The organism is Larkinella harenae, from assembly GCF_054780515.1.
Map to the genome: position 1 here is coordinate 91,489 of NZ_BAAGWE010000002.1, position 25,647 is coordinate 117,135.

Below are 25,647 nucleotides of genomic sequence, written 5' to 3' on the forward strand. Positions count from 1 at the left end.
TCTGTCAGACTGCAAAGATGAAAGAAAAGTCCAATATTCTGATAAGAACTGCCGACCGATTGTTGGCTGTATTTTAAGAATCCAGGTATCGAAGCAACATATCGAGTCGTCCCTGGTCAATGGTCTCGATGGGGGTATTGGCAAAAGCTGCTTCAATGGTGTAGCCAAACCGCTCTAGCGTGGCCACCACGGGACTAATGTCTTTGCGGTTGAGTTTGAGCGTCAGCCGCGACTTATCCGGCATCCCATAGGCTGCACCGGCGAAGTAACTGCTGATAACCCGAACGTTATTTGATTCGACCAGGCGACTAATTTCGGCCATGGAGTAATCACGTTCGTTGATCGAGAGAATCAGAATGGCCCCGGCTTCCTGGATGCCCAGCAACTGCGCAAACTGCTTCAGCAGCTCGCTGGTCGAAACCGTTCCCATAAACTCCTGATCTTCGTTGACTACCGCAATGACTTGAAGCCGGTGTTCGGCAACCAAACTCAGAAGTTCGTACAAATGTTGATTTTCATGCACCGACAAATGTTCGAAAAGCCGCATGACATCGCTCAATTGGCTTCGGTCGTCGGGAATATCCATCAGCAGGTCCTCATTCACCAGTCCCTTATACTGGCCCTGATCTACAATTGCCAGTTGTCCGACACGGTGTTCCTGCATCCAGTCAATAGCCTGCCCAACGGTATCCGTTGGCTTCAGGGCTGGTATCATCGGGTCAATCAGTTCGGAAGCCAGCATCGGTGTCGGTTGTTTACTAAACTGTTCGTTGTTTTCAGCCAATCGCACCCGGCTCTTCCGAAGAAACGCCAGTGCAAATTGGCAAAACAGTATAGCTGAAAACTAAGAAATTTCCGTTAGAGTTTCAAAATCTTTCCGGAAATTTCTTTCATATAATCAGGCAACGGTCAGATTACTTTGTCGATTGATCTCTGAAAGGGGTTGTTTTTCCAGCCATTCCGTCAGCAACGCATTAAAGCGGTCGGGATGCTCCATCATCGGAGCATGGCAGCATTTATCAATAAAATACAATTCTGAATTGGGAATCAGCCGGTTAAACTCGTGGGCGACTTCGGGCGGGGTAATCGTATCGTTCAACCCCCAAATCAACAACGTTGGAATGGTAATCTGCTGAATATCCTTCGCCACATTGTTCCGCTGGGCCGACTTGGCAATGGCAACAATCCGCAGGCATTTCGGAATGCTGTTCGTAATCTCGAACACTTCGTCAATCAGCTCCTTCGTGGCTACTTTCGGATCATAGAAGGTGTACGCGACGCGTTCAGCAATATAATCGTAGCTGCCCCGCTTGGGATACGAACCGCCCATCGAGTTTTCAAACAGGCCCGAGCTGCCCGTCAACACCAGCCGTTTGACCATATTCGGGTGTTTCAGCGTGTAAAGTAACCCAACGTGGCCCCCCAGCGAATTCCCCAACAACGTCAGCTTATCCAGCTTTTTAAAATCCAGAAAATCTTCAATAAATTTTACTAATCCTTCTAATCCAGCTTCCCGAATCGGCATTTCATAAATAGGCATCACCGGAATGACAACCCGATACCGATTGGCAAAGGCGTTGATGACGCCGTCCCAGTTGCTCAGTGCACCGAATAGTCCATGAAGTAAAAGCAACACCTCGCCTTGTCCTTCGTCAATGTAGCGGAAGTTACCCTCTTTCCGAACATGATAGTTCATAGCGGTCTTAGTTTTGTCGTAGAAAAATTAGAAAAATACAACTAAAGAGACGTTATTTTATCGTTTTCACAAAGGTAATCCAATTTTTTAATATCTCTAGTCCATATTGGGTTAATGCCGCTTCGGGATGAAACTGAATTCCCCACAGTGGAAGGGCACAGTGCCGCAAAATCATATTTTCTCCTTTGTCCGTTGCAGCCAGCGGAACCAGGTCCGCTGGCAGGTCGTTCAGTACCAGCGAATGATAGCGGGTTACCGTAAACCGATCGGGTAAATTGACCAGCAATCGGTCATTGGCCAGTTTGTGCACAATCGATAATTTACCGTGCATGGGCTGTTGGGCTTTTGTCAGACACGCGCCAAAATACTCACCCAGGGCCTGATGCCCTAAACAAACACCCAGCATCGGAAGTTGCTGGTGGTAGTGGTCGATCACGGCATGCAAACACCCCGCCTGCCGGGGCGTTCCGGGACCGGGCGACAAAACGACTCCGTCGTACGGTTCGTTCATAATGTCACTCATCGAAGCCGTATTCCGGACTACCCGGCACGTTGCTCCCGCCTGTTTCAGGTAATCAACAAGCATGTAAGTGAACGAATCAATGTTGTCCAGAACGAGTAAATTCATGGAATGATAAACTAAAACGGCAAAAATAATCATCCTATCCGGTAAGCCGTATTTTTGTGCAAACTAGAACTGAAATCCTGATGCAATCCAATTCCTCAGTAGTGATTGTCGGGGCAGGCATGGCTGGTCTGACCTGCGCCGTTTACCTCCGCCAGGCTGGCATCGAAGCCACCATCCTGGAAGCTTCCGACGGCGTCGGTGGTCGCGTTCGTACCGATACAATCGACGGCTTTCGGCTCGACCGGGGATTTCAGATCCTGCTGACGGCTTATCCCGAAGCCCGGCGGTTGTTGGATTACGACGCCTTGAACCTGCAACGCTTTCGGCCCGGTGCACTGATTCATCACCAGAGTGGTTCTTCAGAGCGCTGGATTCCATTCATCAACCCACTTCGTGAGCCATCGAGCGTGTTTCAAACACTGTCGTCCGACGCGGGTACCTTCAGCGATAAATTACGGGTTGTTGAATTGATGCGGCAGGTTAGTGGGCTGTCAACGAATGATTTTTTTCATCAGAAGGCAACCGATACCGAGACGTTTCTGGAAGAATTTGGATTTTCTGAACAGATTATCAACCTGTTTTTCCGCCCTTTCTTCGGCGGCATTTTTCTGGAAGATGCCCTGGCCACGTCCAGCAACTTTTTTCAGTTCTGCTTTAACATGTTCTATGAAGGTGACGCTGCGGTTCCGGCAACCGGTATGGAAGCGATCCCCCGGCAGTTGGCCAGCCGACTGGCCCCCGACCAGATCCGGTTAAACACGCCGGTTCGGCACATCCAGGGCACCACCCTTTACCTGGATAATGGCGAAACCGTGCACGCAGGTACAGTCGTCCTGGCGGTCGATGCTTCATCCGCACACCGCCTGCTGGGTACTACCAATTCCGAACGAGACTTCACCCACACGACCAATACGTATTTTGCGGCCAGTCAGTCTCCAAAACTGACACAGCCGCGGGCCGGAAAACTGTTGCTGCTCAACACAAACCGGCAATCGGCGGTGCACAATCTGGCTATTCTGACTGACGTAGCTCCTTCTTACGCCCCTACCGGGCAAGCCTTGATTTCGGTGAGCACCCAGGGGCTCGAAGTTGTCAATGAAAAGGCCCTGACCGAACGGATTCGCAAGGAACTGGTGGGCTGGTTTGGCCCTGAGGTCGAACAGTGGCGCTGGCTCAGAACCTACCACATCCCGGAGTCGCTGCCCGCTTATTGGGCAGATGCCCACCATGCCGCCCTAAAACACGACGACCATCTGTATCAGTGCGGTGACCAAACAGCGTACCCTTCTCTGAATGCGGCCATGCAAACCGGCCGGCGCGTTGCCGAAATGATCAGCAACGCAAAAAGCGCTGTATAACAACCTCGTAGGAACAAAAAAGTATGTGGTTTCGAGCTTACGGTTTGAACGGCTAAAAAAATAGTGCTCCTTCTCAAACCGTAAACTCGAAACCATAAACGTAATTTGCTTTAATGCGCTGGTTTATTCGTTTTCTTTTATTTCTGCTGATTCTACCGCTGGCCTACTTCCTGACCTTTCCCCAGATTGTCCGTTGTCAGTTCATCCACTATGCTTCGGACTTTCAGCGGTTGGCTCCGGCGGTTTGGGTGGATAAAACCACACCGGAACACCAACGGGTGTATCTCTTATTTGAAATCCACGAAGCCCGAAAACGCCTGGAAGCGCTGTGGACCAGCCCGCCCCAAAGCCACGCGACCATCATCTACTGCCAAACGCCGGAGCAATATGAGCAGTATTGCCACGACAGCGAGGGGGCCGGGTGCAGCCTCGGGACGCCCTGGGGAGATTCCTGGATTGTCATCAATCCGTACGGACGCAACCCCGATGTACTGGCGCACGAAATGTGCCACGATGAATTGTTTACCCGGTTAGGCTGGCTAAAAACCCAGCGGCAAATCCCCCAGTGGTTCAACGAAGGCCTGGCAATGATGATCGACCAGCGGTTTACCACGGCCAAAGATAGCTTGCGTCGTTACGAAGAATTTCAGGATCACTGGCAACAGCAATCCCACGGCCAGCAAATGGTGTTGGAACTGAACGAGCTGAAATCGCTCAAAGGCTTTTTTTCCGGTGAACCTGACCGGGTTATGCTGGCGTACATGACCGCCGGGCGGGAAGTTTCCCGCTGGCTGTCGGTAGTGGGGCGAAGCGGTTTACGAAAGCTAGTCGAAGCCGTTGAGCGGGGTGACGATTTTGCGATGGTTTACCAGCAATTGCAAGAAAAAGCAAAGACCGGTCCATAGCCCCGCCGTTGCTTTTTCAGGTATGTATCAAGCCTTTCCGATTTTCGCGGATGCTTTCTGGATGGTTTCTAATCCTATTTTTCGGAGCGTGGCCGCATCCGATTCTCCAAATGCATCGGCAAACTGAAGCAAGAGAACACCTTTCTGAAACTCAGTAACAGGACCAGACCAGGGATCCAATTTAACCGGTCCACCACCAGAACCGCCCGGAATAACCCATCCGGGGCCATCAGTACGAATAGAGCCAAAGATTAGCCAGTAGAAAGCCAATATATGCTTCAACCGCTCCATGGTCTCAAAAGCATTCAGTTGTTCCTGGCTAATTTCCAACAGATACTTGGCCAGATTGTTCTGTTCAGCGATTCTCTTCAGATCAGGCATTACCCCAATTCGATCCATACCAGGATTTGCCGATGGCGTATTCAAGTTTTGATCCGACAATATATTGCGTAATGCTGACGGTGCCAATACGCCCCCCGGCCGAATTGACTTCGCCATTCCCTGCACAGCGGCTGCAGCCCCCGCCACGATTGCTGCGGCTCCAGAAGTACCCCCAAAATTGCTGGTGTAGGCACGCCGGTTTGATGCATCCGTAGCACTGCCTGTCGTCCTTATATTTTCGCCCCAGGCGTAGGCATCAATTCGATAACCGTAATTTGAGCTTCCCAAGCGACGGTGTGGGCTATCTGATGTAGCTGCGGCAACCAGAATGGCACCCGAATCACGCGTGCTTCGATTGTAAATCCGGGTACCAGCTTCGTCGGTATAAGTGTCAAGATCCAGCCCGGGCTGGTTCTCGATCACACTCTCCCCTGCCGACGCAATTACGCAAGTACCGTGATTGGTTGTGGCAAATCGAATTGCTTCGTACACCATCAGCTCTGACTCCACAGGCACGAAATGATGATAGCGGTCCCAATCCGAATACCGAAAGAGATTAGACGTTATCAGCATAATGCTTCCTGAACTCCCCCGGCACCACTGTGTAGCATACGCCAGCGCGGCATAATAAGCCGGGCCTTCGGAATGATAAATTCCGGCTATTCCAAAGGTTGCATTTGGCACGATACCTATTCCTCCTTTCGAGTTATCAGCAGCGGCCAAAACGCCCATTGTCGCGGTCCCATGCCATTGTTGCTGATCGGACGTCCCAGTTCGCGGTATCCGAAAGATCCGTGATCCCGTCCCGTTCAAATCTTCATGCGCCAGCAACCAACCTGAATCGACATGCGCGATTTGTATCCCGCTCCCATCGCCGTTAGCCAATCGTTGCGTGAATCGAGCGTCTATGCCAAGCGGGGCCGCGTCCAGATACCGCTGTTCAACCGAATAAGGGTTCGAATCACGTGGATTGGGGTCTGCTGGTACCCAAATTCCTTCTTCATACACCGTAACCACTTCCTGCCAGGCCCGAACCGATTTCATCAGCGCTTGCCGGTCAGCCTTTTCGGGGACATCAATGTAGAAATAATTGAAAAAATCCGGAACGGGTTGGGCAGGCTTCTCAAGCCGGGCTGATTCGATCAAATCACGATAGCATTTTTCGGTTTCCGAATCAAAAATCTTCCGCAGCGTAACTCCGGGAAACTTTTTCTGCAAGTCGCTCCACAGCCCCTTTTTCTGAGCCAGCAGCGCTTTTTCAGCCCCGTCTTCATAGGGTAACCTAACGGCCGATCCGAATTTCACAATCACCCGGGGGCGGTAATTTTTCAACATCGTTTCGATGTGGGGAGGAATGGTTTGTGGCATGGTCAATAATGATTAGGAATGTGAACCACTGGTTGTATGTCTTCAAAACGTACTGACTTTTTGCGCCAGTTGATCGCCGTCTTCCCAGACTCGGGCTTGATGGATGGGAATTAGTTTGACATTGGATTCATCACCGGTTTTCTGAGTGAGCGTCACGGCGAACTGAAAATTCCGGATGCCGCTGGCGGTCATTTCGCCGGTCAGTACCTGTACGGCTTTGTAAGGAGCTCCGCCACTCGTTCCCGACGATTCCAGAAACAGACTGAACGCATTCCCGGCCCCCGCCAGAAAAGCCCCATGACCAGTACCGGTTTCTGAACCAGAAGCATTCCGGTAATCCACCTGAACGACATCGCCCTGCTGCTGATAAAACCGGAATTTATAATTGCTGTTAATTCGCCCTTTTTGGAAAGGATCCGCCGGTCCATACGGACTGAGTAACCGTTGCGGACTCGACTCAAATATTCCCTCGATGTTGGGCGGCTGTGTACCTTCATGAATGATCAGCCCCTTGGCCCTCATATCATCAAGGGCTGCTTTCGATACAATGTTCTGAATCTTGGCTGAAAGTCCGCTGGTGGGCTCTGCATCTTTTTTACAGGCTATCAGGAACAAAGCACTCCCCAGTACGGTCAGCATAGCCGACCGGAAATGAATAAAATTGTTTTTCATTGTCTTGATAAGTTTGGATGATATCCGATGAATGCCGTCTCAACCGGAATCGGTTGAAAAAAGGACTATTGTGAAGATCAGCAGCGAATTAGGGCTGGTCAGCCGCAGCTACGATGATACCAAAACGGCTGGTCATCTCGACTACAGTCGTACCAAATTGTGTTTTTCCGGTTGGAAACGAACTTGCCAGCAACACGCTCCCTCGGGTGGTTACGGCAATTCGGGCAGAAGAAGGGTTCCCGGCAATAGGCTGGTTTCGAAGGGCCCATTGCCATTTCTTCTGAACCGGACTGTATTTACCGAGCAGCAAATAAGAAGTTTTCGTGTTGTCGTAAGTTTGTGTGGAAAAAAGGGCCGGCAAGTCGATATCGCCTAGTTTCTGTGGTGAATAACTGTTACCGAATCCAACGGTATACAGATTGCCTTCCTTGTCCATCTCATACCCTTTGTAATAAATTTCCTTCAATGCAGTGCCCCACTTGACGGTACCATTTTCCCGAAAAACAGCCAGTATGCGGGGTTCAGCAGCCGTCGAGGTAATTCCCTCAATTGTGGCCCCAATCTGGCTGGAAATGCTAACAATAAATTCTCCGGAAATTTTGCACTGTAAATCGGAAATGGATGCATTTGCGTTGCTTTGCAAAGTTTTGGTCCACTCAATGGTTCCGGCGGGGCTCATTTTGAGAAGATATTCACCAGCCGACGCCAGTTTCGTCGCTCCAATGGAAGGTGCCCCTTTCGGTGATTGAAGAGAGGCATAGACCGAACCATTCGGATCCACATCATAATAGAGATCCTGGGTTCCGGGGCCTGTAAACTGACGAACCCACTGAAACACTCCGTTGGGGTCGAATTTGGCCAGAAAAGTATCCCATCCTTCGCTGCCGTCGGTGCCGGTTAGGGTTGAAGTTCCAACGGTGATGGATTCCGGCCCCACCAGCCGTCCAATGGTATACAGATTGCCCTGCGCATCCACCTCAATCTGAGAACCTTTAGCGACCAGTGATCGTACCCATTCTACGGTTCCGTTTGGGCTCACTTTGGCCACGTTGCTGCTACTTCCCGGCAAACTCACTCCCCCAAAACTGCCTCCTCTGGTGCCCGCCCGCAACCCAACGTAATAATTCCCTCTTGCATCCAGATCGATTGAATAAACCGCATCGCTCGACGTGGATTTCAACTCGAGGACCCAGAGCGGTTCTCCTTTTGGGTCGAGTTTGGCCAAAAAACCGTCCTGTAGATTCAAAGGAGTCAAGGTAAACTGGCCCATTTTTCCGGGTTTATCGTAAGTACCAGCCACCAGAACACTGCCGTCGGCCCCGGCCTTCAAAGCTTCTAATTGGGTGTAATCAAAGCCGTCGGATAGCGACTGAGCAGCTTTCCAGACCATTTTATCCGCCGTGGGAGTTGGTGATGAATTTGTCGTTACCTGCGCAACGGTACCGTAGTTTGTCCCCTTCTCATTGGTTGCGTAAGCCCGAATGTGGTAGGTTGTGCCCGCTTCCAGACTGGAAAGTGAACTGGTGATTGTGAGTGGAAATGGTCCGGTCGTGGCTCCAGCCTCGGTTTTATTGTCGGCGATGGTCGGTGTCTGGCTGGTTTTGCTGTATACAAAACCGTGCTGCTTGATTGGGGTGCCCCCGTTGCCGGCGATAACGGCAGAAACCGTTGCTGAGGTTGCGTCTACACCCGAGATTGTTGGAGCAGCCGAGTTGACAACCGGGGCCGTTGCGGCAGAATTACCGGGACCAGTCGGCCCACCGGACGGGTTCGGGTCTGTTTCTTTTTTACACCGGAGTGCGGTTATTGAAAACAGGATTGCCAAAGTGCAGTAAAATAAACGTTTCATGGTTCACAAATGGAATGATCGTTTTTTGAAAAGGTGGATACAGCCGGCAAAGCCTTGCAGCCTGAAATCACTTACTGAGTCGCATTGACAGCTCTGAACGGAAACACGAATCCTGATTTTTTTTTGAAAGCCCGGTTTTTCTCGTACATTCCCCCTTCAATTTCATCCTATGGGCCTTTTTACCAGACACTTGCCGGATTCCGACATTGTCAGCGGTTTGCAGGCAGGCGGCCCGGCGCGCCGGCAGGCCGAAAACCAGCTCTACAAAAAGTATCTTTTCTTTATTCGTAAAGGCGTTCGCAAACACCAATTATCAGAAGATGATTGTGCCACAGCGTATGCCGATACGGTTTTGGCCGTCATTGATCAGATCGGCAACGGGCGTTTTGAGGGGCGTTCGGAACTTGAAACCTATATCTATCAGATTTTCAACAACAAATGTGTTGACCTGATCCGAAAAAAGACGACTAACCGTCAGCGGGTTAACCACGGGGTTTCGCTGGATGATACCCTGCTGCAACTGCCCGATTCGGCCCGTACAGTGGTGCAGAAGCTGCTGGAACAAGCCGATACAGACCACCTCCACCAGCAACTGCAGAAACTAGGTGACAAATGCCGGGCTATGCTGCTGGCCTGGGGAGAAGGGTATTCGGACGAGGAGATTGCGGAACAACTGGGGTACAATACCTCTTCGGTTGCCAAAGTGAGTCGGTTACGGTGTCTGGAACGGCTACGCGAAGCCTATAAACTTACGAAGCAATGAACGACCTGGAAACCATTGATAATTATTTCGCGGGTCATTTATCAGGCACGGAAAAAGCCGCCTTTGAGCAACGCATCGAAGCTGACCCGGAGCTGGCCGAAGCCGTTGCCTTTTACCTGCAAGCCCGAAAAACCGTTCAGCAGGAAGCTGTTCGGCAACAAAAAGCAGAATGGGAAATGATTCGCCAACAGGAGAACCAAAGCCGTACGGTTTCCTGGCGACCACTGGCTTATGCGGTTGCAGCCTGCACATTGGTGGTACTGGGGTTGTTCCTGTTCTGGCCCAAACCCCCGGCAGAGGAACTAACCGATCGCTACATTCGGGAGAATCTTACCCTGTTGCCAGTAACCATGAGCGGTCAGCCAGACAGCCTGCAACGGGCCAAACAGGCCTACAACGAAGGAAAACTGACGGAAGCCGGCAAGATGCTGACGGTTTTGCTGGAACGAGATTCGGCCAACACAGAGCTGATAAAATTGAGCGGCCTTGTTTCCCTCCGACAGGGAAACAACGACAAAGCCATCGACCTGTTTCAGCGCCTGAGCCAGCACACCGAGTTACGGGCTAATCCCGGTATTTTCTACGAAGCATTAGCCTTATTGAAGCGCGGACAACCGAGCGATAAAAATCGCGCCCGGTTATTGCTTCAAACCGTGATAAGCAGGAATTTGGAAGGCAGGAAAGCGGCTGAGCGGTTGATACCTCCATTGGAATAAATTCATCTCTTGTTGCCCGCTATGACCCGTACCCCTTTATTCAGCCCTGGCTCCACCGATGCACTGGCCAACTTTCTCACTACCAATCACTACCCTCTTTCCCGGAGCAGTAATAACCTGTTGATTCCGGGTGAGTTCATTGTCAGACCGCTCAAAAATGCGGATGCGGCCTGGCTAAAAGACCTCCTGTCGGGAAAAGAAGTTAGTGCGCGCCTGTATAAACCCGCTAGAAAACCGCTACGACCCGCGCCCAGACCGGTCCTGTCTCCTCTGCTCCACATTCGTTTGATTCAACTGTGCCAGTGCTGCGATTATTTCCTGATCACGGTACGAGGAGACAAAAGCATCGTTCGCTTGCTGACCGAAAATGCCCTGATTAGTCCCGGACGTGATACCGAACCCCGGGGCGCATCCCTCGAAGTGTTGGGCCAGAATCGCTATGCTTTTTCGTATCCGTCAACGACCGAATCGCTTCAGGTCTCAACCAGCCAGACGTTTCTGTCCCAAGAGGAGGCCAGACGTAATTTTGGCTTACCTGCGGGCCTTTCTCAAGATTCAAAATCACCGAAAGTGGCGGTTATCGATACGGGTTTCCGGCTGAACAATACGGGCGGGATGAGCGTACCGCTCTGGCAGGGCGGTATAGGAAGCCCCTGCCAGCTTACCAATGATTTTGTTGGCTGGAACTTTGTTGGCCAGCCTAAGATTGACATGATTCGTGCCGGAATTCAGTACGATCCCACAACGGGCCGAATTGTAAATAATTTTGAAAACAACAACCCGGACGACGACTGCCCGTGTGAACACGGCACGCTGCTGTCGGCCATCATTTCACAAACTGCTGATCGCTACCATCGTGCCTATTTGCCCGAAATTATGGTCCTGAAGGCATTCGATTCCGAAGGGGTTGGCAGCCTGTTTACCGTTGTTTGTGCTTTATGCTACGCCCAGGCACACGAAGCCGATGTCATCAATGCCAGTTTTGTGATTCCGGCGTCCAAAGCAATTCCGTTGCTCAAAACCTGCTTCGACGGGCTGCTGGAAAGCAGAATCATGGTAGTCTGTGCGGCCGGGAACCGGGGCAATGCAGAGGAGCAATCGGGCGTTCAGTTAACCAATAATCTCTTTCCGGCTTGCCTGAGTGCGACGCATAAAAATGTCATCACGGTTACTTCTGTCTGGGAAAACGGCCAGGGCCGCGAGAACTATTCGGATCAGTACGTTAACGTTGGCGTAGTGGCAACCCAACAAAATCCGGATGCCCGCCAAAGGCAGGGGTATTTTCGGGCTCCTTACCTTTGGTACAAAAACTCCCTTCCGAATACGACCGATCCGGCGTTGAGTGCCGATCGCAACCGGGGCGGCATTGATCGGGTCGGTGGCAGTTCCTTTGCAACAGCGTTTTTCTCCGGTCTGGTTGCAGGCGTGCTGGGTCAGCACCACGGTCTTGATCAGCTCAGCCACAGGAGCAATGATTTCCGACACGTACTATTAAAGGCTATTCAAGAATCGCGATGGAACGATCTGGCTTTTCCAGAGGGAGCCGATGGTGTCGTTGCGAGCAATTATTATGTTCAGATCCCGTAACGTACCTGTTGTTTTTCTGCTTTTATTCTACGCTGGCTTGGCCCGGGCCCAGTGCCTGCCAGCGGCTTCCCTAACCAGAAAGTACCAAACGATTGTCAACCAGCCTCAATTTCCAAAATATCCGGTCTTGAGTCAGTTAGTAGCCCAATGGGAATCCTGCCACTCTGTGCAGGATTCCCGTTTTATTGAGTTGCTTTACCAGCTTGCCAAGGACGCCGGTTACTATCGAAAAGACTCACTGGCGTTAAAAACCGCCCGGCAGGCCGTGGCGCTGGCGCAAAAAAACCGTTCGGCAGCTCGCCATGAAGATGTCCCCAAAGCGCTTTTCCGGTTGGGCAAAGTCCACCTCCTACTCAGTGATTTTTCTACGGCAACGTCCTATCTGACACAAACCGTGGACCTCAGCCTGCAACATCATCGCTGGCATTGGGCCGCGATGGCCGCTTCGGAATTGGCATTCATCCAATTTAATAAAGGCGACCACGAATCCAGCCTCAACTGGACAAACCGGGGAATGGCCTGGGCCACAAAAGCGGATGATTCGGAAGGATTGATCAACAACCAGTACGAACGGGTCCGGGTGTTATTAACGATGGGGCAAACCGCCGATGCATTAGCGCTGGCGAAATCAATTGTTGCGCGAAGTGGCTCCATTCCTTCGCTGTATCTTGATCAGCCGATTTATCACCGCATGGTTGGCAACCTGCTGACGATGACCCGGCGATTTGCTGAAGCTGAACCGTATTTTTTGCAGTCGCTGGCCCGCACCCGCCAGTTGCACAATGAAGAAAAAATTGCTTCCGTTGAGCTGGATCTGGGTTTTTACTACTACGATCTTGGCCGCTATGACCAAGCGCTGCACTATTACGAACTGGCGTTAATGAAAGCCAAAGATTTCAATCGACAGGCCCGGTTGTACGATAATATCGGCGCCGTGTACTGGATGAAAAAGGATTTCGCAACCGCGATCACTTATTACCAAAAAGGATTGAAAACCCTCCGGACGGATTTAAAAAACACCAGCAAGCCCACGCTGAACCCATCGGCCCGATCCATCCAGACATCCGCCTACAAAGAATACCTGCTGACGCTCATTCAGGATAAAGCCGACACCTGGCTCGATTGGGCAAAAGAGACCGGCAACCCTACCGCTCGTTTACAAAACGCCTTGAATACCTACGCACTGGCCGATTCCATGATCGCCTTTATGCGTTGGGAGCACGTGGGGCAGCAATCAAAGCTATTCTGGCGGTACAAAACCCACCGTCTGTACGAACAGGCAATTGAAACCAGCTTCCGGCTGAATGATGCGGCCAGCGCTTTCCGTTTTTTTGAGAAGAGTCGCGCCGTGCTGCTCAACGACAAGTTGAACGAATTGGGTGCCAATCGCCAGCTGTCAGCTGCTCAGACGGTGGAAGAAAGGCTACTTCGGCAACGGGTAGCTGACTGGCAGAACAAGCTCGCCGGCAAACCCATCAACACCGCTGGCTACGCCAAAACACTGGATAGCCTATACCGGGCTCAGGAAGAACAGACCCGGTTTATACACCAACTCGAACGCAGTAATCCGGACTATTACCGGTACAAATATGATAATGAAGTAGTTTCGCTGGCTCAGGTGCAGCAACAACTGGCCCAGCGAAATGCCTCGCTAATGACCTATTTCGTAGGTGAAACTACTTTATACGCCCTGAGCATCACTGCAACCGCTACCAAACTCCACCGGCTGCCTGCCGCGTTATACGCCCAACTGGCGAGCGAATTGCTTGCCCTGAACGCTACACCCGACGAGCAGAATCGGCAGTACGATCATTACCTGCGCCTTTCGAATCAACTCTACCAACAGCTTCTGGCACCGCTAGCGCTCCCGCCGGGCCGGGTAATTGTTTCGCCCGATGGCGTCCTACTGCCGTTCGATGCCTTGAGTGCCTCAGCGAGCCATCCAGACTTTCTGATCAATCAGTATGCTTTCAGTTATGCGTATTCACTCAATCGGCTTTTTAGGGAGCCGTCGTCAGCTACTGGTCTGTTTCCTGCCCCATCAAAGGCATTTTTGGGTATGGCCCCCGTTCAGTTTTCGGCCCGACTGAATCAGGTTGCCCTCACGGGTTCCGATGCTTCTCTGCAACGAATCAGCAACCGGTTTTCGTCGCCGATTTTGTTGATGGGAACGGCCGCTACCCGAAACGCTTTTCGTCGGCAAGCAGATCAATATCAGGTTATTCAACTTTTCACCCACGCCGAGGCTGACAGCAGTGGCGGTTCGGAACCAGCGCTTTTTTTTGCCGATTCCACCTTACGTCTATCAGAGCTAACGGCTTCAGGTCAGCTTCCTGCCGAACTCATCGGACTATCGGCCTGCAAAACTGGCGTAGGTGCGAATCAACGGGGCGAAGGGGTTTTTAGCTTGGCACGGGGTTTTGCCTTACTGGGTGTTCCGAGCGTGCTTACCACGCTTTGGAATGTAGAAAGTATCGCAACCTATACGCTAACGGAACGGTTTTATGACCACCTGGCCGAAGGCCTCCCCAAAGACCTGGCATTGCGGCAGGCCAAACTTGATTACCTGGCCCAGGCTGACCTGACCGAACAACTGCCCAGCCGCTGGGCGGGCCTCCTGCTGGTTGGCAACGCCGATCCCCTCCCCAAATCTTCGAAAGTGTGGGTATGGGCCATCGGTCTGGGTGGTCTGGGAATCGTATCCCTCAGGTGGTGGATTCTTCGAAGCAAAAAAAAGCGTAACATTGCTGTATGAAGCCTTTTTTTCTCGTTGTTTTTTGCTGCCTCTTTTTCTTTTCCGCCCGGAGCCAACCGGTTTCCTTTACGCTCAAAGACTACCTCTCCCTTCCCAAAAGCCGTAATCTTCACAATATTTCCGGCCTCGAATACATTCCAAATCGGCAGGAGTGGCATTTGGCAGGAGACCGGGGGCAATACCATATCATCCATCATATCCGGCAGCTCACAGACTGGGCTTGCCAGTCGGATTCCAGCTTCCAGACGGGTCTGTATCTCGAAGCTTTGCGTTACGATGCAGCATCAGACACGTATTATTTTTCGGTTGAAAACGACACCGAATCGTTTGTTGGTTACCGGAAACAGGCCATACCAAAAACGAATGAGTCGTTTCAGAGAATACCGTTGCCCTATCCCATGCCGGTTAAACGTAACAAAGGCATTGAAGCACTGGCTCTGACGGATAGGTACCTTTGGATTGCCCCCGAAGCTGGGTCAACCGATGAAGCCCATGTAACCAACTCCCTGATTCATTTTTACCGTTACCGTAAAGACAACGATTCGCTGGTTTTCGATGCAGAGTTTGGTTACGAAATCGACCGGAACGTCTGTCCAAGCGAAGCCCTCGGTGGCATATCCGAAATTATTGCCATTCCCGGGGATGAAACCCGGTTACTGGTGCTGGAACGTTGCTACGAGAACTCGACCAAAACCGTCACGGCAAAACTCTACGAAGCCCGAATCGATGAAACGAACCGTAAGCTGATTAAACTAAACGAAAAACCCGCTTTTGATTTTAACAACCGCAATAGCTTTCACCCCGACAATCTCGAAGCCATGACTTGGGGAGAAGACACCGACGGCAAAAAAAACCTGGTCATTATGTCGGACGACAATACCGGGAAAAATCAATGGACGCAGGTTATTGTACTGGAAATGCAGGTAAAATAGCTTTTTAGCCAGCGGCTAAATCAACCCTACATCATTTGTAGGCTAACGGCTCCGATAAGACCTTCCCTTTCAGCCACTTGTAGCTACCGTTACTATTCTCTTTCATCATAAGGATCACCAATTATTGTTTGTCACTAAGGTGTAAAAAACAGTAAATTGTTTGGACTTTTTAGCAAACGGTTCTAATTTTAAGAATCGCAACTTGACTTGACCTACTAATTTATGATTAGAAAAGTGCTCCTGACGGCGCTCTGCGTTGTCTCGTTTGGCATTGCTCAAGCCCATCGTCCATTCAAAAGAGTTCTTAAAAATCCTTCTGCCAATCGACCGGCAGTGGCCGATTCAACCAAGCACGAAGCCGCTTTCTACGAGCGCTTACCGTTGGTGCAGGACTTACTGAGTTACGCAAAAAAACATCTTTCCTCCCGCTACCGTTCGGGCGGTTCGTCCCCCCGCGGTTTTGACTGTTCGGGCTTTACCCGTTTTTGCTTTAGTAAATTTGGAATTACCCTGCCCCATTCCAGTACGGCTCAGAGCAACGTCGGTGTCGAAGTAGATCAGGATGTGGCCCGGCCCGGTGATTTGATTTTCTTCAAGGGACACAGCTCCCGTAGCCGCAACATTGGCCACGTTGGCATGATTGTCGAAATCGTTGGCGACCGCATCAAATTTATTCACTCGGCCTGGAATGGCGGAGTTCGTTACGACTGGTTACACGCCAACTATTACCAACAGCGTTATGTGGGCATTCGGCGCGTTATTGGTTGATTCGATAATACCGCGTAAAGCTTAAGCACCTAAACCCAAAACCGTTCCTCCTCCGCTCCCACTCACGGCTTCGGCTACCTGATTGGCGTGGCAGATAATGACCTTTTTGACACCCTGTTCCAACGCCCGAAACGCGTTATCCAACTTCGGGATCATGCCTTTATTGATGATTCCCCGGTTCTTGTAATCGACGTAACTTTCGGGGGTTAGTTCGGCAATGACACTATCGTCGTTATCCGGATCTGACAAGACGCCTTTTTTCTCGAAGCAGTAAACGAGTGTTACTTCGTTGCGAACAGCGGTATCTACGGCAATGGCCGACGCCATCGTATCCGCATTCGTATTCAGCAGGCTACCGAAGCGATCGTACGTCAACGGCGCAAAAACCGGCACCAGATTCTGCCGGATCATGTATTGAATCTGACCGGAGTTTACTTCCTCAATATCCCCGACAAAACCGTAATCGATAGCTCCCACGGCCCGTTTTTTCGACCGGACGGTATTGGCGTCCGCGCCGGTCAGACCGATGGCGTCAACGCCAAGGGACTGTAACTGAGCAACAATCTGTTTGTTCACCAACCCGCCATATACCATTGTTACCACATCCAGCATAGGCTGGTCCGTAATTCGGCGGCCTTCCACCATGGTCGTGGCGATCCCTAATTTTTCGGCAACCTGGGTCGCAATTTTGCCGCCCCCGTGAATCAAAATTTTGTGGCCGTTAATGCTGCGAAACGAGGTCAGGAATTGCTTCAAGGCTTCGGGGTTGTCGATGACATTGCCCCCGATTTTTATAATTACCAAACTGTTCATAAACCTTGCAAAATACCTTTGAGCACGGCTTGCGCCGACCATTCGCGGTTGCCCGCCTGTTCGATAACAATTGATTGAGGACTATCCAGCACTTCGTCGGTCACTTTCATGTTGCGTCGAACGGGCAGACAATGCATGAACTTCCCATTATCGGTCAACCCCATTTTCTCCATAGTCACCATCCACGACAAATCCTGGGTCAGTACTTGCCCGTATCGCTGGTAAGATGACCAATTTTTGCCGTAAATGAAATCGGCGCCTTCGAACGCTTCATCCTGATTGTGGGTAACGCGGGCACTGCCCACAAATTCCGGAGCCAAATCATAGCCTTCGGGATGGGTCACCACAAACTCCACATCCATGTGGTTCATCCATTCACAGAAGGAGTTGGCAACCGCCTGCGGCAGCGGCTTGAAATGCGGCAACCAGGTCAGCACCACCTTCGGACGTTTCCGCACCTTGAATTCTTCGATGGTGATGCAGTCGGCCAATGATTGCAGCGGATGGCGGGTGGCCGATTCCAGATTGACAATGGGTACACCAGCGTATTTTTCAAACTGGTTTATTACCACTTCACGGTAGTCCAGCTCACGGTCTTTCAGGCCCGCAAAAGCCCGTACCGCAATGATATCGCAGTATTTGCCAACCACAGCCGCAGCCTCTTTCACGTGCTCGGCCTTATCACCATTCATCACCACTCCTTCTTCCATTTCCAGCCCCCAACTATCCTGGCCGACGTTCATCGTAATGACGTTCATACCCAGGTTCTGAGCGGCTTTTTGCGTGCTCATGCGCGTACGCAGGCTCGAATTGAAGAAAATCAGACCAATGGTTTTATTGTGGCCCAATGCCTGATCGGCAAATGGGCTTTGTTTGGCATTCAATCCCTCCTGAATAAGGGCATTCAAATCGGGTACGTCGTTGTACGTAAGAAAATTTGTCATTTCCGGTAGCCAGAATCAGGTTATAGCGGTTACGAAATTACACGCACTTCTTTGCTCAAAGCCTCCAGAAATACATCGACTTCCTCGCGGCCCAGCGCCAGGGAAGGCAACAACCGAATGGTATTTTTACCCGCAACGCCCGTAAACATATGATGCTCAAACAGCAGGTTATTCCGCAGTGTTTCAACCGGGAAATCGTATTCAATCCCGATGATCAGCCCACGCCCGCGTAATTCTTTATAGCCACCAATCTGGCGCACACCGTCCATGATGTACGCGCCGATTTCGGTGGCATTTTCAAGCAGATTTTCTTCTTTCATGATATCCAGCACCGCAATTCCGGCCACACAAGCCAGGTGATTGCCGCCGAACGTAGTTCCAAGCAAACCGTAGGTTGCCTTGAACTTTGGAGAAATCAACACGCCACCAATCGGGAAACCGTTGCCCATTCCTTTCGCCATTGAGATCAGATCCGGCGTAATACCGCTGAACTGGTGCGAGAAGAATTTGCCCGTACGACCATACCCGCACTGCACACCGTCGAGAATCAGGACCGTACCGGTTTCGTCGCATTTCTGACGCAATGCCTGCAAAAACTCGTCGGTAGCCACCTGAATACCACCCACGCCCTGAATACCTTCAATAATTACAGCACAAACTTCGTCGGTAATTCCGGCCTGAGCGGCTTCAATATCATTGAATGGCAGAAAGGTGACGTGTTCGTTGTAATTGACCGGCGCAACGATCGACGGGTTGTCAGTAGCCGCTACAGCACCGGCAGTGCGTCCGTGAAATGCTTTTTTGAAAGCCACAACCTTTTTCCGGCCGGTATGAAACGAGGCCAGTTTCAGGGCGTTTTCATTGGCTTCCGCGCCCGAATTACACAAAAACAGGGCATAGTCTGGATAGCCTGACATGGCACCTAGTTTTTCCGAAAGTTCTTCCTGCTGCCGAATCCGTACCGAATTGGAATAAAAACCAATCCTATTTAATTGCTCTGTCAACGCCCTGACGTATTTCGGGTGTGTATGGCCTACGGAAATAACCGCATGCCCACCGTACAGATCAAGATAACGGTCACCTTTGGTGTCCCATAAATAGCTGCCCTGCGCCCGAACGGGTTCGATGTCGTAGAGCGGATAGACGTTAAAAAGCATTTTGAAACTGGATTAAGCGAATAAGTAATTTCAGGGTACTGACAATCAGCCTGCAATTTTACGCATTCTAACGGGAAATATGCGCTAAAAATGTAAAAAGCAGGTCTGACCACCTGCTTTTCCTACCTTAGGCTGACAACGGTTCTTCAGAGATGACCTTCCGGCCGTCTTCCGGCCACGAACACCGCGACTTGCTCGGGCAAAAAAGGCGCTCCAAACAAATTTCTTGTTTCGTGGTAACACCGAAACAAATCCGCGATGAAATGAATGCGTTCAGCCAGATCGGCCCAATCGACCGCACCAGTGTCCAGCAGGCTATTGGCGGTTGGATCAATTTGTAACAGGAGTTCGTGTAGCTCGGCGTTGGTAATGACCTTCAGCGAAGTCGGAAATATATTCATTAAATCATGACCCAGCCGCAAACGAACATCCGGCGGAAAACTCATCGTCATGAGTTGTTCCGTTACCACCAGCCGAATTTGCTGGTGAATTCGGCGAACGAGCGCTTCGATGGCCCGATCCAGGCTTGAAAGCTGGCCGAATAAATTCAGGAAAAACAATCGCCCTCTTGCTAATTGGCTGTTTGGTGGAAACACCAGGTCAAGCAAATCGTTTTTCAAAACCGCCGGATCGATTGGTGCCAGGGTAAGCGATTCGGCAATTTCAGGTTGCAGACGGGTTTGCTCGTGAAATCCGATTTCCAGATTCGCCAGCAGCTGTAATTCTGCCCGTTGCTTGGGGTCCTCTTCAAACCAGGACTGGTAATAAGCGGTAAAAGCCTGCCGGAGATAGTCCTGTCCGTCCGGGGGTGCCCCCGGCTGGAGTCCCTCCAAAAATTCCTGAAGGTGTTCCGATTCATACGAAGAATCAGAACCGCAGATCGCCAGAAACCGGGCAAATTCACGCCCAATTTCGACAAAGACTTTCCGGTTTCCGCGACTGACGGCTTCACTGGCCCGGTTCATGGCAGCTCCAACCACTTTACCCCAGATCATCTTCCGGATTCGGTCCGGCTGCTGGCTAAGGCCGAGCTGACGAACGATTTCGACCAGTTGCCGCAGAGCCTCCCCCGTTTCCGACTGGATGCGCAAACGGGCTTCTAGCTCCCGAACAGCGTCTTCCTGCCGAATCGTCTGTCCAGCCTGTTTGGAAGCCCAGGTGGCAAATGTACACCAGTTGGCACCAGCCCCTGTCCGTTCGTCAAACACCGCCGACAACTCGTAGTAACACTGCGTAATCGCTAAGTTTCGGATAACCGGATCGCTGATCGCGCCAATCCGTTCAATATCACCAACGGTGGGAAGTCGTCGCTTATAGGTGAAGGTGTGGTTCATTACTAATTCCGTCATGGATTTGCTGTTCTAATCGGCGTCCAAGGTACGGCAAACCCTCCCGGTCTTTGCCGCCGATTTAGTTATCGGCGTTTGCTCTCTGGAATAGGGCACAAAAAAGCGGTATTGAGTTGCCCCAATACCGCTTTTCAGGTTGAATCCGGGTTTCGGTTAAACCTTATCTTTTGTTCACAAAGTTCCGAATAGCATTGATCAGTTCATCCGAACTTTCGATCATTCCCAGGTGACCAGCATTGTTGAGAACTACGGTTTGTGCACCGGGTACTTTATCAAACAATTCCTGACTTTTATCAAACGGTATGATCTGATCCTGTCTGCCCGCGATGATCAAAACCGGGAAAGACGCATTTTGCAGTACCTGAACACGTTCTGGTCGGGCAGCAATGGCTTTAACGCCCGCAATGAGTGCCTCCGCGGGTAATTCGGAAAATTGGGCTACATAGGTTTTGACGTCTTCGGAACGACGCTGGCTGAACTCCTCGCCAAACATCTTTGGTACGGTTTGCTCGATGAATGCTCCGGAACCATTTTCCTCCATCGTTTCGATGGCTTTTTGCCGGGCCTGTTTTTTCTCTTCCGTATCGGCAAAAGCCGTTGAGTTAACCAGGATCAGCCCATCGACAAGATTCGGGTGCTGTTCGGCAAAAGCCAGCGCAATATAGCCCCCCATCGAATGACCCACCAGTATGCACGACTCAATTTGCGACGATTGCAACTGGCTAAACAAATCTTCGGCGTAAGCTTCAATCGTCTCGTGGTTTGTATTCGTCGAAAAATCGGGTTTAACAACGGCATATTCAGTAGCCAGGCTGTCATGGACTTCCTTCCAAATGGAAGAATCAACGCCATGTCCGTGAATCAGCACAATAACGGGTTTATTGCTCATAGTTCAATTGCTTTGAAGGTGTATCTGTGTTTATAAACCACGAAGTCCGAAAACAGTTTGGCGTAGCCACCAGTCACAGACCAGCAACTACGCCAAATGATAACAACTAAAATTTAAATTTTATGCCTGCGAGAGTACATCAACCAGGATCAGCACAAGACCACCGATCAGCATCAGTATACCCAGCAATCCTAATACGCCACCAAACAACAGCGCGAACAGCAAACCGACAACACCAACAATGATACCGGCTTTCAGGGTCCGGCTCATGGCCTTAGCTTCTTCCGGCGCCAGTGATTTTTTAAGTTGTTTGTCGACTTTTTTCATCATCATCCGCTCCGCCAGATTCATTTTCTTGGTCGAAGTCATTGCTGCAGCCTTGGTGTTATCCGTTGTGTTAGCTGCTTTGGCACTTGCTTCAGCAAGTAAATTCTGAACGCGGGCCATCCGCTTTTCTACTTTCTTAGAACCGGCCAGTTTATTGTCATTCCGGGCCACAGCTTCCTGAAGTTGCTGCTCAACATTCTTCAACGCAGCTGCTGTTGTCAGCGGGGTTGCAGTCTCGGCGGGGGTTACAGCAGGAGCTTCTACCGTGAGCGCAGCTACATTTTCCGAAGCAGTTGAAGGGGCTTGCGGTGCCGAAACCTCCTGACGGCTACCAAAGCGTTCAACCGGCATTTTCTGGTAGGTGGCGTAAGGACGGCTACAAGCGCTTAACAGGGCTGTGGAGAGCAGTGAATACACTGCCAATTTGGAAAGAGTTCTCATGAATGTTAAAAATGGAGATTTGATTAACTGAATTGTATTCGTTGTAACTGGGGGCAAATAAAGCAGAATGATTGTCATCCCTGCAAAATTTGGCTTATTTTTTACTTAAGCGGGCCTCCGAAATGGGGTATTTTTTATCCAGTGCGCCCAAAATCCCCGGTTTTATCCCTATCGGACAGGTAAAGAAGAGCACGATTGCACAATCGTGCTCTTCTAAAATTCCTTAGACAATCAGCCCTACCAGCAGCAAGACTAAACCGACAAGGAGCAAGGTTACTCCTATTCCGGTCGAAGTAGTGGCCAACCACAAAATCAAACCGAGCAGGGCGACGATGGCCCCAATGGTTACGATAATGTTCACAGCCTTTGGCGCGTTGGGGTGGCTGGGTGCCAGTGTTTTTTTGATTTTTTTGTCGACGTTCTTCAACATCAGCCGCTCCACCAGGTTTGGCTTCTTGGCCACGCTGGCCTTTTTGGTTGTCTGGTCGGCCTGGCTGGTTTCGGCAGCCAGCATCGACTGAATCCGGGCCATCCGTTTTTGAACCTTGTTGGCAGTTGCCTTATTCGCGGTGCTGGCAACCACCTGATCGATGGCTTTCTGCGCTACAGCTAAATCGGCAGCTTGTTGAGTAACGGTAATAGCCTCGGAAGAAGAAGTGAGAGCATCATTCTGTTGCACTTCCGCCGTTATCGTTTCGGCGGGCAACGTCTGGGTGGCTTTGGGAGCTTTACTGCCAAAATGCTCAACCGGCATTTTCTGGTAAGTAGCGTACGGGCGGCTACAAGCACTAAACAGAACCGTGGCAATTAACGCGTAAAACACGTTTCGGGAAGAAGTTTTCATACGGATGTAATTGAGTTTTGAGAAAACATGAAGGTTGCTTCGTATCCAAAACTGCACAAAACCGTATTTGTTCGTTTTCCAGAAAAAATCTGATTCCTCAGAACCCGATTTGCCGGGTTCTGAGGAGTTCATCAGGCCGCCGACCGCAGTACATGCAGCGAGGATTTCCCGAATTTTTCCCGGGCGTAATCGAGGGTAATGGTCAATTCTTTGACGCCTTCCAACGAAGGCAATTCGTACATGGCATCGGTAATGATGGATTCACAAATTGAGCGTAGGCCACGGGCTCCTAAGTTATAGACCATCGCCTGATCCACTACATAGTCGAGGGCCAGATCATCCCATTGAAGAGTTATATCTTCCATCTGGAACAGCTTGGCGTACTGCTTTGTAATGGCATTTTTCGGCTCGGTCAGAATCCGGCGCAACGCTTCGGCACTCAACGGTTCGAGATACGTCAATACCGGCAAGCGACCGATCAACTCCGGAATCAACCCAAACGATTTGAGATCTTGGGCCGAAACGTGGCGCATCAGATTCGCACGTTCCAGGGAAAGGTTCAAACGGCGATCGCCCGAAAAACCGATAGGACGGGCATTTACCCGTTTTCCAATGTGCCGATCGATTCCATCAAACGCTCCCCCGCAGATAAACAAAATATTTTCGGTGTTCAGAGCAATCATGCGCTGATCGGGATGTTTCCGGCCACCCTGGGGCGGCACGTTCACAATGGAGCCTTCCAGCAGCTTCAGCATGGCCTGCTGTACGCCTTCCCCACTCACATCGCGCGTGATGGATGGATTGTCCGACTTCCGGGCGATTTTGTCAATTTCATCAATGTAAACGATTCCCCGCTCGGCATTTTCCACGTTATAATCAGCGGCCTGCAACAAACGCGTCAGGATGGTCTCTACGTCTTCGCCCACGTAGCCTGCTTCGGTAATAACCGTAGCGTCGGCGATGCAAAAGGGTACTTGCAGAATTTTCGCGATGGAGCGTGCCAGGTACGTTTTACCCGTCCCGGTGTCACCAACCATTACAATATTCGACTTTTCAATCTGTACTTCGTCATCCGAGGGCGGTTGCATCAGCCGTTTGTAGTGGTTATAAACCGCCACCGTCATGACCTTCTTGGCTTCATCCTGCCCAATAATGTACTGATCGAGGTATTTCTTCATCTCCATCGGTTTGATGAGATTGAAATCGGGCCGATCGTCCGGATTAGAGCGTTTAGGGCGGGTTTCCTCCAGCACAACCTGATGGCCCTGCTCGATGCAAAAATTACAAATATGGGCGTCGATGCCCGATAACAGGAGAGTTACCTCGTTTTTCCGTCGTCCGCAGAACGAACAGCTCACTTGTGGCATATCAATATTTATAAACGGTATTGGTGGCGTTTTGCCTTAACGTTGGCTATCTGTAGCTAGGTTCCGGCTTAGCCGATAAAAACCGGATGCCCCAGGGGAATTCGTCTCGAACCAAGACAAATATACTAGAAATTTTATTGTATGTTTTTACATAGATCGGCCAAAAAGTCCAATCAGAACCAGGTTGATCAGGATGATCTCATTCAGGGCAAATAAAAACGGGAACCGGCCAGACCAGTTCCCGTTTTTAGCATCGGTTTATTGGATGAATTATTTTTCCCGACGGAGGACTTCGTCGATCAAGCCGTACTCTTTGGCTTCGTCTGCCCGGAACCATTTATCACGATCCGAGTCTTTCTCAACCTGCTCTTTCGTTTTACCGGTATGGTAGGCAATGATTTCGTACAGTTCGTCCCGCAGTTTTACAATTTCACGGGCTGTGATCTCAATATCAACCGATTGACCCTGCGCACCCCCCGACGGCTGGTGAATCATCACGCGGGCGTGGGGCAGTGCGGAGCGTTTGCCAGCAGCCCCTCCACAAAGCAGTACAGCTCCCATTGATGCCGCCAGGCTCGTACACACTGTAGCCACATCAGGCCGAACGTACTGCATGGTATCGTAAATTCCCAGACCAGCGTAAACCGAACCGCCCGGGCTGTTGATATACATCAGGATGTCTTTTTTCGGGTCCGCCGACTCCAGGAAAAGTAGTTGAGCCACGATGATGTTGGCAATATTATCATCAACGCCCATTCCCATGAAGATGATCCGGTCGGCCATCAACCGCGAGAATACGTCAACCTCACGGAAATTCATGGGACGTTCTTCAATGACGGAACGGGTCATGTTTTCAACGGTGTGGTTCATATAGCCATCAACCGTCAGGCCGTTCAGACCCATGTGGTGAACGGCAAATTTGCGGAATTCATTTCCTTGATTCATACTCGTTATTCTTTCTGTTTAGCGGGGCTAAAATACAAACTTAACGTACTCTCCAAAACCGTTCCTGTTTTTTTACGAACAAACGGTCGTTGTATACAACAGCGCTTTCTGGAAACCAACTCGCCATTCGTCGTTGTTGTGTTACAAAAATGAGTGATTGCACCCATTTTTAGTAGTCGGTCAGACTTAATTT

At 50.7% G+C, this 25,647-nt stretch carries 23 protein-coding genes; 8 read left to right on the plus strand and 15 right to left on the minus strand.

Annotation, left to right across the window (positions count from 1 at the left end; translation table 11 throughout):
- Positions 1-73 precede the first annotated feature (73 nt).
- The 3 genes from ACYVH9_RS11735 to ACYVH9_RS11745 all read right to left on the minus strand — a co-directional run bounded on the left by ACYVH9_RS11735 (position 74) and on the right by ACYVH9_RS11745 (position 2,324).
- On the minus strand, positions 74-742 hold the full coding sequence (locus ACYVH9_RS11735) for a CBS domain-containing protein (RefSeq protein ID WP_460636543.1): 669 nt from the start codon (positions 740-742) through the stop codon (positions 74-76).
- Between the two features lie 156 nt (positions 743-898).
- Positions 899-1,696 (minus strand): alpha/beta fold hydrolase, encoded by a 798-nt coding sequence (locus tag ACYVH9_RS11740; protein WP_460636544.1) that lies wholly within the window; start codon positions 1,694-1,696, stop codon positions 899-901.
- Between the two features lie 52 nt (positions 1,697-1,748).
- Positions 1,749-2,324, minus strand: a complete 576-nt coding sequence (locus ACYVH9_RS11745; protein WP_460636545.1) for an anthranilate synthase component II — start codon at positions 2,322-2,324, stop codon at positions 1,749-1,751.
- Between the two features lie 80 nt (positions 2,325-2,404).
- Here ACYVH9_RS11745 and ACYVH9_RS11750 point away from each other — a divergent pair, with 80 nt between their 5' ends.
- Both ACYVH9_RS11750 and ACYVH9_RS11755 read left to right on the plus strand, forming a co-directional pair.
- Entirely contained in the window at positions 2,405-3,682 is a 1,278-nt protein-coding gene (locus ACYVH9_RS11750) for an NAD(P)/FAD-dependent oxidoreductase (RefSeq protein WP_460636546.1), read from the plus strand.
- A gap of 113 nt (positions 3,683-3,795) precedes the next feature.
- Entirely contained in the window at positions 3,796-4,587 is a 792-nt protein-coding gene (locus tag ACYVH9_RS11755) for a hypothetical protein (RefSeq protein WP_460636547.1), read from the plus strand.
- A gap of 27 nt (positions 4,588-4,614) precedes the next feature.
- Here the strand turns inward: ACYVH9_RS11755 and ACYVH9_RS11760 are convergent, their stop codons facing one another.
- The 3 genes from ACYVH9_RS11760 to ACYVH9_RS11770 form a co-directional block, all read right to left on the minus strand.
- Positions 4,615-6,336, minus strand: a complete 1,722-nt coding sequence (locus ACYVH9_RS11760) for a S8 family serine peptidase (RefSeq protein WP_460636548.1) — start codon at positions 6,334-6,336, stop codon at positions 4,615-4,617.
- A 42-nt stretch (positions 6,337-6,378) separates the two neighbouring features.
- Complete coding sequence (locus tag ACYVH9_RS11765; protein ID WP_460636549.1) at positions 6,379-7,008, minus strand: hypothetical protein; 630 nt, start codon at positions 7,006-7,008, stop codon at positions 6,379-6,381.
- A gap of 88 nt (positions 7,009-7,096) precedes the next feature.
- Entirely contained in the window at positions 7,097-8,857 is a 1,761-nt protein-coding gene (locus ACYVH9_RS11770) for a hypothetical protein (protein ID WP_460636550.1), read from the minus strand.
- A gap of 169 nt (positions 8,858-9,026) precedes the next feature.
- On the opposite strand from ACYVH9_RS11770, the gene ACYVH9_RS11775 reads away from it, so the two are divergent.
- The 6 genes from ACYVH9_RS11775 (at position 9,027) to ACYVH9_RS11800 (ending at position 16,378) form a co-directional block, all read left to right on the plus strand.
- Complete coding sequence (locus ACYVH9_RS11775; protein ID WP_460636551.1) at positions 9,027-9,620, plus strand: RNA polymerase sigma factor; 594 nt, start codon at positions 9,027-9,029, stop codon at positions 9,618-9,620.
- Positions 9,617-10,336, plus strand: coding sequence for a hypothetical protein (locus ACYVH9_RS11780; RefSeq protein ID WP_460636552.1), 720 nt, complete (start codon positions 9,617-9,619; stop codon positions 10,334-10,336). The genes ACYVH9_RS11775 and ACYVH9_RS11780 overlap by 4 nt, the downstream gene beginning before the upstream one ends.
- A gap of 21 nt (positions 10,337-10,357) precedes the next feature.
- On the plus strand, positions 10,358-11,923 hold the full coding sequence (locus ACYVH9_RS11785) for a S8/S53 family peptidase (protein ID WP_460636553.1): 1,566 nt from the start codon (positions 10,358-10,360) through the stop codon (positions 11,921-11,923).
- A complete protein-coding gene (locus ACYVH9_RS11790) occupies positions 11,907-14,678 on the plus strand; it encodes a CHAT domain-containing protein (RefSeq protein WP_460636554.1) in 2,772 nt (923 codons plus the stop codon). The genes ACYVH9_RS11785 and ACYVH9_RS11790 overlap by 17 nt, the downstream gene beginning before the upstream one ends.
- Complete coding sequence (locus ACYVH9_RS11795) at positions 14,675-15,610, plus strand: esterase-like activity of phytase family protein (RefSeq protein WP_460636555.1); 936 nt, start codon at positions 14,675-14,677, stop codon at positions 15,608-15,610. Before ACYVH9_RS11790 ends, ACYVH9_RS11795 begins: the two co-directional genes overlap by 4 nt.
- A 222-nt stretch (positions 15,611-15,832) precedes the next feature.
- The gene (locus tag ACYVH9_RS11800) at positions 15,833-16,378 is read left to right on the plus strand and encodes a C40 family peptidase (protein WP_460636556.1); all 546 of its coding nucleotides are present in this window, start codon (positions 15,833-15,835) and stop codon (positions 16,376-16,378) included.
- A 21-nt stretch (positions 16,379-16,399) separates the two neighbouring features.
- Here ACYVH9_RS11800 and argB read toward each other — a convergent pair whose 3' ends face one another.
- The 9 genes from argB to ACYVH9_RS11845 form a co-directional block, all read right to left on the minus strand.
- Positions 16,400-17,191, minus strand: coding sequence for an acetylglutamate kinase (argB, locus tag ACYVH9_RS11805; RefSeq protein ID WP_460636557.1), 792 nt, complete (start codon positions 17,189-17,191; stop codon positions 16,400-16,402).
- Positions 17,188-18,135 carry an N-acetylornithine carbamoyltransferase gene (locus tag ACYVH9_RS11810; protein ID WP_460636558.1) on the minus strand — a complete coding sequence of 316 codons (948 nt, stop codon included), beginning with the start codon at positions 18,133-18,135 and terminating at the stop codon, positions 17,188-17,190. Before ACYVH9_RS11810 ends, argB begins: the two co-directional genes overlap by 4 nt.
- A 29-nt stretch (positions 18,136-18,164) precedes the next feature.
- Positions 18,165-19,292 (minus strand): aspartate aminotransferase family protein, encoded by a 1,128-nt coding sequence (locus tag ACYVH9_RS11815; RefSeq protein ID WP_460636559.1) that lies wholly within the window; start codon positions 19,290-19,292, stop codon positions 18,165-18,167.
- A 146-nt stretch (positions 19,293-19,438) separates the two neighbouring features.
- Positions 19,439-20,641, minus strand: a complete 1,203-nt coding sequence (locus ACYVH9_RS11820; RefSeq protein WP_460636560.1) for a hypothetical protein — start codon at positions 20,639-20,641, stop codon at positions 19,439-19,441.
- A 160-nt stretch (positions 20,642-20,801) separates the two neighbouring features.
- Positions 20,802-21,530 carry an alpha/beta fold hydrolase gene (locus ACYVH9_RS11825; protein ID WP_460636561.1) on the minus strand — a complete coding sequence of 243 codons (729 nt, stop codon included), beginning with the start codon at positions 21,528-21,530 and terminating at the stop codon, positions 20,802-20,804.
- Positions 21,531-21,650: 120 nt separating this feature from the next.
- Positions 21,651-22,376 (minus strand): hypothetical protein, encoded by a 726-nt coding sequence (locus tag ACYVH9_RS11830; RefSeq protein WP_460636562.1) that lies wholly within the window; start codon positions 22,374-22,376, stop codon positions 21,651-21,653.
- 145 nt (positions 22,377-22,521) lie between these two features.
- A complete protein-coding gene (locus tag ACYVH9_RS11835; RefSeq protein ID WP_460636563.1) occupies positions 22,522-23,142 on the minus strand; it encodes a hypothetical protein in 621 nt (206 codons plus the stop codon).
- A gap of 131 nt (positions 23,143-23,273) precedes the next feature.
- Positions 23,274-24,509, minus strand: a complete 1,236-nt coding sequence (clpX, locus tag ACYVH9_RS11840; RefSeq protein ID WP_460636564.1) for an ATP-dependent Clp protease ATP-binding subunit ClpX — start codon at positions 24,507-24,509, stop codon at positions 23,274-23,276.
- 270 nt (positions 24,510-24,779) lie between these two features.
- Positions 24,780-25,454, minus strand: a complete 675-nt coding sequence (locus ACYVH9_RS11845; RefSeq protein WP_460636565.1) for a ClpP family protease — start codon at positions 25,452-25,454, stop codon at positions 24,780-24,782.
- Positions 25,455-25,647 lie beyond the last annotated feature (193 nt).